The sequence below is a fragment of the Kitasatospora sp. NPDC057500 genome (assembly GCF_042802195.1).
Lineage (GTDB): Bacteria > Actinomycetota > Actinomycetes > Streptomycetales > Streptomycetaceae > Kitasatospora.
Genome location: NZ_JBHVER010000212.1, coordinates 1 through 13,004 on the forward strand (window position 1 = coordinate 1; position 13,004 = coordinate 13,004).

8 protein-coding genes are annotated in these 13,004 nt (G+C 69.4%); all 8 read right to left on the bottom strand.

The window, feature by feature from the left end; genetic code table 11:
* Nucleotides 1-49: 49 nt before the first annotated feature.
* Nucleotides 50-3,943, bottom strand: coding sequence for a DNA-directed RNA polymerase subunit beta' (locus ACFU74_RS31115; protein WP_380762812.1), 3,894 nt, complete (start codon nucleotides 3,941-3,943; stop codon nucleotides 50-52).
* Nucleotides 3,944-4,044: 101 nt separating this feature from the next.
* The gene (gene rpoB / locus ACFU74_RS31120; RefSeq protein ID WP_380762814.1) at nucleotides 4,045-7,521 is read right to left on the bottom strand and encodes a DNA-directed RNA polymerase subunit beta; all 3,477 of its coding nucleotides are present in this window, start codon (nucleotides 7,519-7,521) and stop codon (nucleotides 4,045-4,047) included.
* Nucleotides 7,522-8,220: 699 nt separating this feature from the next.
* The gene (rplL, locus tag ACFU74_RS31125) at nucleotides 8,221-8,607 is read right to left on the bottom strand and encodes a 50S ribosomal protein L7/L12 (protein WP_380689547.1); all 387 of its coding nucleotides are present in this window, start codon (nucleotides 8,605-8,607) and stop codon (nucleotides 8,221-8,223) included.
* A 90-nt stretch (nucleotides 8,608-8,697) separates the two neighbouring features.
* Complete coding sequence (gene rplJ / locus ACFU74_RS31130; protein WP_380762816.1) at nucleotides 8,698-9,261, bottom strand: 50S ribosomal protein L10; 564 nt, start codon at nucleotides 9,259-9,261, stop codon at nucleotides 8,698-8,700.
* A gap of 340 nt (nucleotides 9,262-9,601) precedes the next feature.
* Nucleotides 9,602-10,471, bottom strand: coding sequence for a hypothetical protein (locus tag ACFU74_RS31135; RefSeq protein WP_380762818.1), 870 nt, complete (start codon nucleotides 10,469-10,471; stop codon nucleotides 9,602-9,604).
* Between the two features lie 124 nt (nucleotides 10,472-10,595).
* Nucleotides 10,596-11,441, bottom strand: coding sequence for a hypothetical protein (locus ACFU74_RS31140; RefSeq protein WP_380762819.1), 846 nt, complete (start codon nucleotides 11,439-11,441; stop codon nucleotides 10,596-10,598).
* A gap of 181 nt (nucleotides 11,442-11,622) precedes the next feature.
* Nucleotides 11,623-12,345 (bottom strand): 50S ribosomal protein L1, encoded by a 723-nt coding sequence (gene rplA, locus ACFU74_RS31145; protein ID WP_350542338.1) that lies wholly within the window; start codon nucleotides 12,343-12,345, stop codon nucleotides 11,623-11,625.
* A 79-nt stretch (nucleotides 12,346-12,424) separates the two neighbouring features.
* The gene (gene rplK, locus ACFU74_RS31150) at nucleotides 12,425-12,859 is read right to left on the bottom strand and encodes a 50S ribosomal protein L11 (protein ID WP_376086189.1); all 435 of its coding nucleotides are present in this window, start codon (nucleotides 12,857-12,859) and stop codon (nucleotides 12,425-12,427) included.
* Nucleotides 12,860-13,004 lie beyond the last annotated feature (145 nt).

Genomic DNA, 13,004 nt, shown 5'->3' on the forward strand with positions numbered 1-13,004 from the left:
GCGGCCACCCCGGGAGGGGGTGGCCGCCCTGCGGACGGGGACCGTGGACTCAGCCGGTGTAGGGGCCGTAGTCGTAGTCGTCCAGCGGGACCGCCTGGCCGGAGCCGGCGCCGAAGGGCGACAGGTCGTAGTCGTCGTAGCCGACGGCCGAGTACATGGCGGCCTTGGCCTCTTCGGTCGGCTCGACCCGGATGTTGCGGTAGCGGGGCAGACCCGTACCGGCCGGGATGAGCTTGCCGAGGATGACGTTCTCCTTGAGGCCCAGCAGCGGGTCCGACTTGGCGTGGATCGCCGCGTCGGTGAGAACCCGGGTCGTCTCCTGGAAGGAGGCGGCCGACAGCCAGGACTCGGTGGCCAGCGAGGCCTTGGTGATACCCATCAGCTGCGGACGGCCGGAGGCGGGGTGACCGCCCTCGGAGACCACGCGACGGTTCTCCTGCTCGAAGCGGCCGCGCTCGACGAGCTCGCCCGGGAGCAGCTCGGCGTCGCCCGACTCGATGATCGTCACGCGGCGGAGCATCTGCCGGATGATGATCTCGATGTGCTTGTCGTGGATCGACACACCCTGCGAGTTATAGACCTTCTGGACCTCGGCGACCAGGTGGACCTGGACGGCGCGCTGGCCCATGATGCGCAGGACGTCGTGCGGGTTGGTGGCACCCATGGTCAGCTTCTGGCCGACCTCGACCGCCTCGCCCTCGCTCACCAGGAGCTTGACACGCTTGGAGACCGGGTAGGCGATCTCGTCGGTGCCGTCGTCAGGGGTGACGACGATCTTGCGGGTCTTCTCGGTGTCCTCGATGCGGACCCGGCCCTGGGCCTCCGAGATCGGGGCCACACCCTTGGGGGTACGGGCCTCGAAGAGCTCGACGACACGCGGCAGACCCTGGGTGATGTCGTCACCGGCCACACCACCGGTGTGGAAGGTACGCATGGTCAGCTGGGTACCGGGCTCACCGATGGACTGGGCGGCGATGATGCCGACCGCCTCACCGATGTCGACCAGCTTTCCGGTGGCCAGCGAGCGCCCGTAGCACATGGCGCAGGTGCCGACGGCCGACTCACAGGTCAGGATCGAGCGGGTCTTGACCTCGGCGATGCCGTGGCGGATCAGCTCGTCGATCAGCACGTCACCGAGGTCGGTGTTGGCGGTGGCCAGCAGCTTGCCGTCGACGGTGATGTCCTCGGCGAGCATGCGGGCGTAGACGCTGGTCTCGACGTCGTCGGCCTTGCGCAGCACGCCGTCGGCGCCCACGGAGCCGATCGCCAGCTTCAGGCCGCGCTCGGTGCCGCAGTCCTCCTCGCGAATGATGACGTCCTGGGAGACGTCGACCAGACGACGGGTGAGGTAACCGGAGTCGGCGGTACGGAGGGCGGTGTCCGCGAGACCCTTACGGGCACCGTGGGTGGAGATGAAGTACTCCAGCACGGAGAGACCCTCACGGAACGACGCCTTGATGGGTCGCGGGATGGTCTCGTTCTTCGCGTTGGACACCAGACCACGCATACCGGCGATCTGGCGCATCTGCATCATGTTTCCACGCGCGCCCGAGTCGACCATCATGAAGATCGGGTTGGTCTTCGGGAAGTTCGCGGCCATGGCGTCCGCGACCTCGTTGGTCGCCTGGGTCCAGATGCCGACGAGCTCCTGCTTGCGCTCGTCGTTGGTGATCAGACCGCGCTCGTACTGCTTCTGGACCTTCTCCGCCTTCGCCTCGAAGCCCTCAAGGATCTGGGGCTTGCTCGGCGGGACGATGACGTCCGAGATCGAGACGGTGACACCCGAACGGGTCGACCAGTGGAAGCCGGCCGCCTTCAGGTTGTCCAGGGTCGCCGCGACGGTGACCTTGGGGTAGCGCTCGGCCAGGTCGTTGACGATCGCGGAGAGCTGCTTCTTGCCCACCTCGTAGTCGACGAACGGGTAGTCCTCGGGCAGCAGCTCGTTGAAGAGCGCGCGGCCCAGGGTGGTCTTCAGGCGGAAGGACTCGCCCTCGAACCAGGACGACTGGCCGTCCTCGTCCACCGGCGGGGTCCAGCCGCGGGGCGGGACGGTGCCGATGGGCAGGCGCAGCTCGATCGGGGCCTGGACGTCCAGATCGCGGGCGTCGAAGGCCATGATCGCCTCGGCGGTCGACGAGAAGGTGCGGCCGGCGCCCTTCACGTTGTCGCGGTCCGAGGTCAGGAAGAACAGACCGAGCACCATGTCCTGGGTCGGCATGGTGACGGGGCGACCGTCGGCCGGCTTCAGGATGTTGTTCGAGGACAGCATCAGGATGCGGGCCTCGGCCTGCGCCTCCGCGGAGAGCGGCAGGTGGACGGCCATCTGGTCACCGTCGAAGTCCGCGTTGAACGCGGTGCAGACGAGCGGGTGGATCTGGATGGCCTTGCCCTCGACCAGCTGCGGCTCGAAGGCCTGGATGCCGAGGCGGTGCAGCGTGGGCGCACGGTTCAGCAGGACCGGGTGCTCGGCGATGACCTCTTCGAGGACGTCCCACACGACCGGACGCGCGCGCTCGACCATGCGCTTGGCCGACTTGATGTTCTGCGCGTGGTTCAGGTCGACCAGGCGCTTCATCACGAACGGCTTGAAGAGCTCCAGCGCCATGGCCTTGGGCAGACCGCACTGGTGCAGCTTGAGCTGCGGGCCGACGACGATGACCGAACGGGCCGAGTAGTCGACTCGCTTGCCGAGCAGGTTCTGGCGGAAACGACCCTGCTTGCCCTTCAGCATGTCGCTGAGGGACTTCAGCGGGCGGTTGCCCGGGCCGGTGACCGGACGGCCGCGGCGGCCGTTGTCGAACAGCGCGTCGACGGCCTCCTGGAGCATGCGCTTCTCGTTGTTCACGATGATCTCGGGCGCGCCGAGGTCGAGAAGCCGCTTCAGGCGGTTGTTGCGGTTGATGACGCGGCGGTACAGGTCGTTCAGGTCGGAGGTCGCGAAGCGGCCACCGTCCAGCTGCACCATCGGACGCAGGTCCGGCGGGATGACCGGGACGCAGTCCAGCACCATGCCGTTGGGCTTGTTGGTGGTCTGCAGGAACGCGGAGACGACCTTGAGGCGCTTGAGCGCACGGGTCTTCTTCTGGCCCTTGCCGGTGCGGATGATCTCGCGCAGGCGCTCGGACTCCTCCGCCAGGTCGAAGGTCTCGAGGCGGTCCTTGAGGGCCGCCGCGCCCATCGAGCCGGAGAAGTAGGTGCCGAAGCGGTCGCGCAGCTCGCGGTAGAGCAGCTCGTCGCCTTCGAGGTCCTGGACCTTGAGGTTCTTGAAGCGGGCCCACACCTCGTCGAGGCGGTCGAGCTCGCGCTGCGCGCGGTCGCGCAGCTGCTTCATCTCGCGCTCGGCGCCCTCGCGCACCTTGCGGCGCACGTCGGCCTTGGCGCCCTCGGCCTCCAGCTCGGCCAGGTCGGTCTCGGCCTTCTTGGCGCGGGCCTCGAGGTCGGAGTCGCGGCGGTTCTCGATCTGCTGGCGCTCGACCGAGACGTGCGCCTCCAGGGACGGCAGGTCGCGCTGGCGGCGCTCGTCGTCGACCCAGGTGATCATGTAGGCGGCGAAGTAGATGACCTTCTCGAGGTCCTTCGGCGCCAGGTCGAGCAGGTAGCCGAGACGGGACGGCACACCCTTGAAGTACCAGATGTGGGTGACCGGGGCGGCCAGCTCGATGTGGCCCATCCGCTCACGGCGCACCTTGGCGCGGGTCACCTCGACGCCGCAGCGCTCGCAGATGATGCCCTTGAAGCGGACGCGCTTGTACTTACCGCAGTAGCACTCCCAGTCCCGGGTGGGGCCGAAGATCTTCTCGCAGAAGAGTCCGTCCTTCTCGGGCTTCAGGGTGCGGTAGTTGATGGTCTCCGGCTTCTTGACCTCGCCGTGCGACCACTGGCGGATGTCGTCGGCGGTGGCCAGGCCGATGCGGAGCTCGTCGAAGAAGTTGACGTCAAGCACTGGTCGTCAAGCCCTCTTTCGTAAGTCGAGAGTCGTTCGTGTGGTCTGAGGGGGGCCTGGGGGCGGGCCGGCTGCTCAACGAGCAGCCGGCCCAACCTCCGTCAGACCTCTTCGACGCTGCTCGGCTCGCGCCGGGACAGGTCGATGCCGAGCTCCTCGGCGGCGCGGAAGACGTCCTCGTCGGAGTCCCGCATCTCGATGGACTGGCCGTCCGAGGACAGCACCTCCACGTTGAGGCAGAGCGACTGCATTTCCTTGATGAGGACCTTGAAGGACTCGGGAATGCCGGGCTCGGGGATGTTCTCGCCCTTGACGATGGCCTCGTAGACCTTCACGCGGCCGAGAACGTCGTCGGACTTGATGGTGAGCAGCTCCTGCAGCGCGTAAGCGGCGCCGTATGCCTCAAGGGCCCACACCTCCATCTCACCGAAGCGCTGACCACCGAACTGCGCCTTACCACCGAGCGGCTGCTGGGTGATCATCGAGTACGGGCCGGTCGAGCGGGCGTGCAGCTTGTCGTCGACCAGGTGGTGCAGCTTGAGGATGTACATGTAGCCGACCGAGATCGGCATCGGGAACGGCTCGCCGGAGCGGCCGTCGAACAGCCGGGCCTTGCCGGTGGAGTTCACCAGGCGCTCGCCGTCACGGGTGAGCGTGGTGTGGTCCAGCAGGCCGGTGATCTCGTCCTCGCGGGCGCCGTCGAAGACCGGGGTGGCGAGGTTGGTGCCGCCCTGGACGCTGTCGGCGCCGATCGCCTGGAGGCGCTTGGCCCACTCGTCGGCGAGGCCGGAGACGTCCCAGCCCTGCTTGGCGAGCCACCCGAGGTGGATCTCCAGGACCTGTCCCGGGTTCATTCGGGACGGGACACCCAGCGGGTTGAGGATGATGTCGACCGGGGTGCCGTCCTCCAGGAACGGCATGTCCTCGACCGGCAGGATCTTGGAGATGACGCCCTTGTTGCCGTGGCGGCCGGCGAGCTTGTCACCGTTGGTGATCTTGCGCTTCTGGGCCACGTAGACCCGGACCAGCTGGTTGACGCCCGGGGGCAGCTCGTCGCCCTCTTCGCGGTCGAAGACGCGCACGCCGATGACCTTGCCGGACTCGCCGTGCGGCACCTTCAGCGAGGTGTCGCGGACCTCGCGGGCCTTCTCGCCGAAGATCGCGCGGAGCAGGCGCTCCTCCGGGGTCAGCTCGGTCTCGCCCTTCGGGGTGACCTTGCCGACCAGGATGTCGCCGGTGACGACGTCGGCGCCGATGCGGATGATGCCGCGCTCGTCGAGGTCGGCGAGGACCTCCTCGGAGACGTTCGGGATGTCCCGGGTGATCTCCTCGGGGCCGAGCTTGGTGTCACGGGCGTCGACCTCGTGCTCCTCGATGTGGATCGAGGAGAGGACGTCGTCCTGCACGAGGCGCTGCGACAGGATGATCGCGTCCTCGTAGTTGTGGCCCTCCCACGACATGAACGCCACGAGCAGGTTCTTGCCGAGGGCCATCTCGCCCTCGTCGGTGCACGGGCCGTCGGCCAGGACCTGGCCGGCCTCGACCCGGGAGCCCTCGTCCACGAGCACCTTCTGGTTGAAGGCGGTGCCCTGGTTCGAGCGGGTGAACTTGGCGGCGCGGTACGTGGTGTACGTGCCGTCGTCGTTGGCCACGGTGACGTAGTCGGCCGAGACCTCCTGGACGACACCCGGCTTCTCGGCGGTGATGACGTCCGCGGCGTCGACGGCGCAGCGGTACTCCATGCCGGTGCCGACCAGCGGGGCCTCGCTCTTCAGCAGCGGCACCGCCTGGCGCATCATGTTCGAGCCCATGAGCGCGCGGTTGGCGTCGTCGTGCTCCAGGAACGGGATCATGGCGGTCGCGACCGACACCATCTGGCGCGGCGAGACGTCCATGTAGTCGATCTCGGTGCCCGGGATGTAGTCGATCTCGCCGCCACGGCGGCGGACCAGCACGCGCGGCTCGGCGAAGGTCAGCTCCGCGGTCAGCGGGGCGTTCGCCTGGGCGATGACGTAGCGGTCCTCCTCGTCGGCGGTGAGGTAGTCGACCTGCTCGGTGACGACACCCTCGACGACCTTGCGGTACGGGGTCTCGATGAAGCCGAACGCGTTGACCCGGCCGTACGAGGCCAGCGAGCCGATCAGACCGATGTTCGGGCCTTCGGGGGTCTCGATCGGACACATGCGGCCGTAGTGCGAGGGGTGCACGTCACGGACCTCGAAGCCGGCGCGCTCACGGGAGAGACCGCCGGGGCCGAGGGCGGACAGACGGCGCTTGTGGGTCAGGCCCGACAGCGGGTTCGTCTGGTCCATGAACTGCGACAGCTGGCTGGTGCCGAAGAACTCCTTGATGGAGGCGACGACCGGCCGGATGTTGATCAGGGTCTGCGGCGTGATCGCCTCGACGTCCTGGGTGGTCATGCGCTCGCGCACGACGCGCTCCATACGGGCGAGACCCGTACGGACCTGGTTCTGGATGAGCTCGCCCACGTTGCGCAGGCGGCGGTTGCCGAAGTGGTCGATGTCGTCGACCTCGACCACGATGTCGCGGCCGGTCTCGTCACGCCAGTCGACCTCGCCGGCGTGCAGCTTGACCAGGTACTTGATCGCGTTGATGATGTCGGGCTCGGTGAGCACACCGGAGTCCAGCGACTCGGCGTTGCCGAGCTTGCGGTTCACCTTGTAGCGGCCGACCTTGGCGAGGTCGTAGCGCTTCGGGTTGAAGTACAGGTTCTCCAGCAGCGTCTGCGCGGCCTCGCGCGTCGGCGGCTCGCCCGGACGCAGCTTGCGGTAGATGTCCAGCAGCGCGTCGTCCTGGCCCTGGGTGTGGTCCTTCTCCAGGGTGGCGCGCATCGACTCGTACTCGCCGAACTCCTCGAGAATCATCTCGTTGGTCCAGCCGAGAGCCTTGAGCAGCACGGTGACGGACTGCTTGCGCTTGCGGTCGATGCGGACGCCGACCATGTCGCGCTTGTCGATCTCCATCTCCAGCCAGGCACCACGCGAGGGGATGACCTTGCAGGAGAAGATGTCCTTGTCGGAGACCTTGTCCAGGGTGGAGTCGAAGTAGACACCCGGGGAGCGGACGAGCTGCGACACGACGACACGCTCGGTGCCGTTGATCACGAACGTGCCCTTGTGGGTCATGAGCGGGAAGTCGCCCATGAAGACCGTCTGAGACTTGATCTCACCGGTCTCGTTGTTGGTGAACTCGGCCGTGACGAAGAGCGGGGCCGCGAACGTGAAGTCGCGGTCCTTGCACTCGTCAATGGAGTTCTTCGGCGGCTCGAAACGGTGGTCGCGGAAGGTCAGGGACATCGACCCGCTGAAGTCCTCGATCGGCGAGATCTCCTCGAAGATCTCCTCCAGACCGGACTTGGTGGGGACGTCCAGACCGTTCTCCAGCGCCTCCTCGACCCGGGTCTTCCAGGCCGCGTTGCCGAGCAGCCAGTCAAAGCTCTCGGTCTGCAGGGCCAGGAGGTTCGGGACCTCGAGGGGCTCCTTGATCTTCGCGAAGGAGACGCGGAGCGGGGCGGTGGATGCGGCGGAATTGTTCGAGGCGTTGCGCGGCGCGGCCAAGAGGGGGGTCCTTCCGAGGGCTCGGAGCTCACTACGCGCGTACCAGCCGGGCCTTCACGGGCTTGGTCCCGCCTCCCTCGCCACTGGCCTCTGCCGGGAATCGAAACCCCTGGTCAAAGCCGCTTTGCGGAGGTGGTGCCAGACCCCTTCGGGGCAACGCAAACTCCGGGCGACGAGTCACGGAGCAGCTAACAGGCAGCGCAAAGGGACAGTGTAGCCAAAGGCGACACTGCTGTCCAGCTCTGATTCGGAGACCGAATCGGAGACTCCTCCCGGTAGCCGTCGGGCGCGGGCGCCCGCCGGGTACTGCACCGGCCCGGACTCGCCGGGCCCACGACTCACGTGGAGTCACTTCCCTCCGGAGCCACCGGTTATGCATCCGGCGGCGGACCAACCGGGCCGACTCGCGCCTTGAGAATCGCGCGCCGTGCCGGGTTCGTCAAGGGCCCGCCTCCGGTGCGGGCCTCGATCCGTTCATCGCGCCGGACCGCCCCGGCGTTACAGAAGCCGTGGTCGGAGCCTCACCCGATGACAGCGATCACCATACCCGGCCCCACCGACAGTGCCGAGTGAGCGTTCGGCCACACCGGTGCGTCCGGGCGCGGGACGGCCCCGTGCGGCCCCGAACGCAAAAGGCCGGGCCGACCACCCGCAAGGGTGATCGGCCCGGCCCGCAGCCCCCTCAGAGGGGGCGGAGAGTCACTTGACGGTGACCTTGGCGCCGGCGGCCTCGAGGGCGGCCTTGGCCTTCTCGGCAACGTCCTTGGCAACCTTCTCCAGGACCTTGGCACCAGCGGTGTCAACGAGGTCCTTGGCCTCCTTCAGGCCGAGGGAGGTCAGGGTGCGCACCTCCTTGATGACCTGGATCTTCTTGTCGCCGGCACCGTCGAGGATGACGTCGAACTCGTCCTGCTCCTCGACAGCGGCCTCGGCGCCACCGGCACCGCCGGCAACGGCGGCAACGGCGACCGGAGCGGCAGCGGTGACGTCGAACTTCTCCTCGAAGGCCTTCACGAACGCGGCCAGCTCGATGAGGGTGAGCTCCTCGAACTGCGCGAGCAGCTCGTCCTGGGTCAGCTTCGCCATGATTGGCGTCCTTCCACTAAATCGGCAGGTGGTGCCGGATGTACGGGTTGGCGGGCGTACGGGCCCGCAGCGAGGCAGGGCCTCGGCCGATCACTCGGCCGCGGTCTCCTCGGCGGCGGGAGCCGGCGTACCGGCACCGCCCTGCTCGACCTTGTCGCGCAGCGCGTCCACGGTGCGGACGAGCTTCGACGGCAGGGCCTGGAAGAGCGCGGCAGCCTGGGACTGCTTGGCCTTCAGGGCACCCGCCAGCTTGGCGAGCAGCACCTCGCGGGACTCGAGGTCCGCGAGCTTCTTGATGTCGTCGGCGGACAGCGCCTTGCCATCAAGGACACCGCCCTTGATGACGAGAGCGGGGTTGTCCTTGGCGAAGTCACGCAGAGCCTTCGCCGACTCCACCGGGTCACCGGTGACGAAGGCGACAGCCGTCGGACCGGCGAACAGGTCGTCGAGCTCCGTGATCCCGACCTCATTGGCCGCAATCTTGGTCAGCGTGTTCTTCACCACGGCGTACTGGGCGTTGTCACCCAGCGAGCGACGCAGGGTCTTGACCTGCTTCACCGTCAGACCGCGGTACTCGGTCAGCACGGCCGCGCTCGAGCCACGGAAAAGCTCCGTGATCTCGGCGACGGCAGCAGCCTTGTCGGGCCTAGCCATAGGCTTACGCCTCCTTCCGTGATGTCGAAGTCCGGCCGACCGCGAGAGTCGACCATTCGCGCCTCGGACCACCGGACGGAGGAAAGCCCCTGCGGAAAAGCAGATGAGCCCCGGTGCGCAGGCGCACGGGGCTCGGCGTGAACTCGACGGATCCACGTGCGGGGCACGCGACCCGGAGGTCAAAGCTCCAAACAGTCCTGCGCGGGCTGCCTGCGCGTGAAGCGCAGATCCTTCGGTCGCGGGCTCCCTTGCGGGCGCACCACGACAACCAGCGGTCTTTGGCTTCGGCAACAGTAACCGGCCGCCGCCGTCCGGGGCAAATCGCCCCCGCGGGCCGGGCTCAGCGGGCCAGCGGGGAGACGCTGCGGGTACCGGTGTCCACGGTGTCCGCCTCCGCCGGGGCCTGCACCGAGAGCGGACCGCCGGGCTCGGTGTACACCACCGAGTCGTCCAGCGCGCCGCCCTCCCCCGTGCCGGTGCGCTCCAGCCGGACCAACTGGTCCTTGTCGTTCAGCCAGAGGTCCAGGGTCAGCGAGATTGAGCCGCCGGGGGCCAGCGCCGTCCGCAGGCCCTCCCGGCGGGCCGGGCCGAGCTGGGCCTGCGCCGCCGCGTAGCGGGCCGCGTCGGTGGTCACCCGGTAGTGCTCGGCCGTCGAGTCCTCGAACTTCTCCTCGCCCACGTACTGGGCGGTGACCCCGTCGGCGGTCGCGGCGGCCAGCGCCACCACCGGGTTGAGCAGGTCGATCAGCCCGGCGTACGGGATCTCCCGGTGGCCGTCCGGCCCCTGCGGTCCGGCGAACCGCTCCCAGTGCCTGCCGCCCAGCCTGGCCGCGGTGGCCGCGTCACCGCCCTCGTAGGCCACGGTGTCCACGACGATCAGCTGCTCGGCGGCGGCCGGGGTGGAACGTTTGACCTGCAGTGCGGTCTTCGGCTGCCAGAACAGCGGGCCCGAGCCTGCGTCCGCGCCCAGCCGGTAGCTCACCTTGGCCCGGCGGGCGGTCTGCATGGCCAGCTGCGCGGAGAGCAGCACCCCGTGCGGGGAGCGGTCGGTCGGCTTGGCCGGCCACGTCGGCGAGGCGCTGCTGGGCGTCGGCGTCGCGGGGCCGGGCGCGCTCGACGAGGTGGACGGCTCCGGGCCGCCGGCCGAGCCGCACCCGGACGCGAGCACCGCGACGGCGACCACCGCCGCCAGCCGCTGCCGCACCGCCATCCACGCCTCCCCGATGCCGTTGATCCGCCGGCCGCCCGTGCGGGCCGGAACGTCCGCTCCCGCCCACCTTGCCACCCGGCCTCCCGCGCCCCGGTGGCACCCCCCGCCACTCGGCCGCACGGCGCTAGGGCGTCGGCGTGGCGGACGGGCCGGCCGGGGCGTCGGCGGACGGCTTGGCGGACGGGTCGGCGGAGGCGTCGGCGGCGGGCTCGGCGTCCTCGGTGATGTCCGTGGTGGTCACCACCGCGCCCGCCGCGCCGTGGACGGTGGACCGCACCCGCAGCAGCCGGTCCCCGGGGGCCACCCAGAACTCGTAGTCGAGCGTGGCGACCCCGTTCCGCTCGTAGTAGCCCAGTACCTCGGTCAGCCGGGCGGGGCTCAGTCCCTCGTCGGCGCCGAAGTAGTCCGCCACCGAGGCGGTACCCCGGTAGTGCGCGACCGTGCCGCCGTTCAGCTGCTCGCCGCCGAGCGGGGTGAGCCGGCCCGCCAGCGCCATCGTGTGCGCGGGGCCGCCCGGGTTGGACAGCAGGCCGGTGATCCAGCCGCCGGCCCAGCCGGCCGCCCCGGCCGCCGCCGCCCGCGGGTCCAGCGACTCCGCCCCGGCGCGCTCCACCGTCCTGGCCGCCGCCCCCGGGTAGCCCAGCTCCAGCACACCGTCCTGGCCGTGCAGCCGCCCGCTGCCCGCCTCGTCGGTGACGGTCAGCTCGGCCGCGTCGCGGGCGCCCCAGGACAGCGAGCCGTCGGCGCTGCGCGGCCCGGCCGGGCCCTCCTGGACCACCTTGACCCTGGCCCCGCCCGCGTCGTCCAGCCGCTGGGAGGCGGACAGCAGCACCTGCCGGGGCGGGCGCACGGTGGGGCGGTCGCTGATCGGGGTGCGGTCACCGGACACGGCCAGCACGCTGCACGCGGTCAGGCCGGCGGCGAGCAGCAGCAGGGCCGCCCCCTTGACGGCGGGGCGAAGGGCGGGCACGGCACTCTCCGGCGGTCGGACGGCGGTGCGGCTCCTGGGCGGGAGCGCGCGGGCGGACCGGCCGAGCGTACGACGGACCGGGCGGCGGGTCGTCCCGCCGGGGGTATCGATCGGGAAACGACGGCGGGCCCGCGCCCCCGGCGAAGGGGGTACGGGCCCGCCGTACGGACTACGACTGCGATCAGACCGCGGCCGGGTCCTCCTCGACGAGGAGGTTGCGGGTGCGGTTCGGGTCCACCTGGATGCCGGGGCCCATGGTGGTCGAGAACGCGGTCTTCTTGATGTAGCGGCCCTTGGCGGCGGACGGCTTGGCGCGGAGCACCTCGTCCAGCGCGGCGGCGTAGTTCTCGACCAGCTGCTCGTCGGTGAAGGAGGCCTTACCGATGATGAAGTGCAGGTTCGAGTGCTTGTCGACGCGGAACTCGATCTTGCCGCCCTTGATGTCGTTGACAGCCTTGGCGACATCGGGGGTGACGGTGCCGGTCTTCGGGTTCGGCATCAGGCCACGGGGACCGAGCACGCGGCCGAGGCGGCCGACCTTGCCCATGAGGTCCGGGGTGGCGACGACGGCGTCGAAGTCCAGCTTGCCCTTGGCGACCTCGTCGATGAGCTCGTCGGCACCGACGATGTCGGCACCCGCAGCACGCGCGGCCTCGGCACGCTCGCCGGTCGCGAAGACCAGGACCCGAGCGGTCTTACCGGTGCCGTGCGGGAGGATCACGGTGCTGCGGACCATCTGGTCGGCCTTGCGCGGGTCGACACCCAGACGCATGGCGACCTCGACGGTGCCGTCGAACTTGCTGGTGCTGGTCGCCTTGGCGAGGCGGACGGCCTCGAGGGGGGCGTAAAGGCGCTCGCGGTCGACCTGGGCGTCCGCGGCCTTCAGGGCCTTGCTGCGCTTCATAGCTGCTCCTGAATGGTGATGGGAGTTGTGGTAGTCACGGGCCAGCGCAGGCCCTACCACGGGGGACGAGAAGGGGTGATCAGCCCTCGACGGTGATGCCCATCGACCGGGCGGTGCCGGCGATGATCTTCTCCGCGGCGTCCAGGTCGTTGGCGTTCAGGTCGGGCATCTTCGTGGTGGCGATCTCGCGGACCTGGGCGCTGGTGAGCTTCGCGACCTTGGTCTTGTGCGGCTCGCTGGAGCCCTTCTCGATGCCGGCGGCCTTCAGGATGAGGCGCGCGGCCGGCGGCGTCTTCGTGATGAAGGTGAAGGAACGGTCGTCGTAGACCGTGATCTCCACCGGCACGATCATGCCGCGCTGCGACTCGGTCGCGGCGTTGTAGGCCTTGCAGAACTCCATGATGTTGACGCCGTGCTGACCCAGCGCGGGGCCGACCGGCGGCGCCGGGTTGGCCGCACCGGCGTTGATCTGGAGCTTGATAAGCCCCGTGACCTTCTTCTTCTTGGGAGGCATGTCTCTCCGGGTCCTTCCGAGAGGTGATTGCTGGTGTGTGCCGAACCGGGGCGACACCCGGTCGCCAGCACACACATCGGACCAGGCTAACGCCTCGGCGTCGCTGGACCAAAACGGATTCGGGGCGGGGCCCACGGCCCCGCCC

Excerpts from the sequence above, each read along its gene's own strand:
- rplL (WP_380689547.1), bottom strand. The coding sequence starts at position 8,607 with ATGGCGAAGCTGACCCAGGACGAGCTGCTCGCGCAGTTCGAGGAGCTC.
- rplJ (WP_380762816.1), bottom strand. The coding sequence starts at position 9,261 with ATGGCTAGGCCCGACAAGGCTGCTGCCGTCGCCGAGATCACGGAGCTT.
- ACFU74_RS31135 (WP_380762818.1), bottom strand. The coding sequence starts at position 10,471 with ATGGCGGTGCGGCAGCGGCTGGCGGCGGTGGTCGCCGTCGCGGTGCTC.
- rplA (WP_350542338.1), bottom strand. The coding sequence starts at position 12,345 with ATGAAGCGCAGCAAGGCCCTGAAGGCCGCGGACGCCCAGGTCGACCGC.
- rplK (WP_376086189.1), bottom strand. The coding sequence starts at position 12,859 with ATGCCTCCCAAGAAGAAGAAGGTCACGGGGCTTATCAAGCTCCAGATC.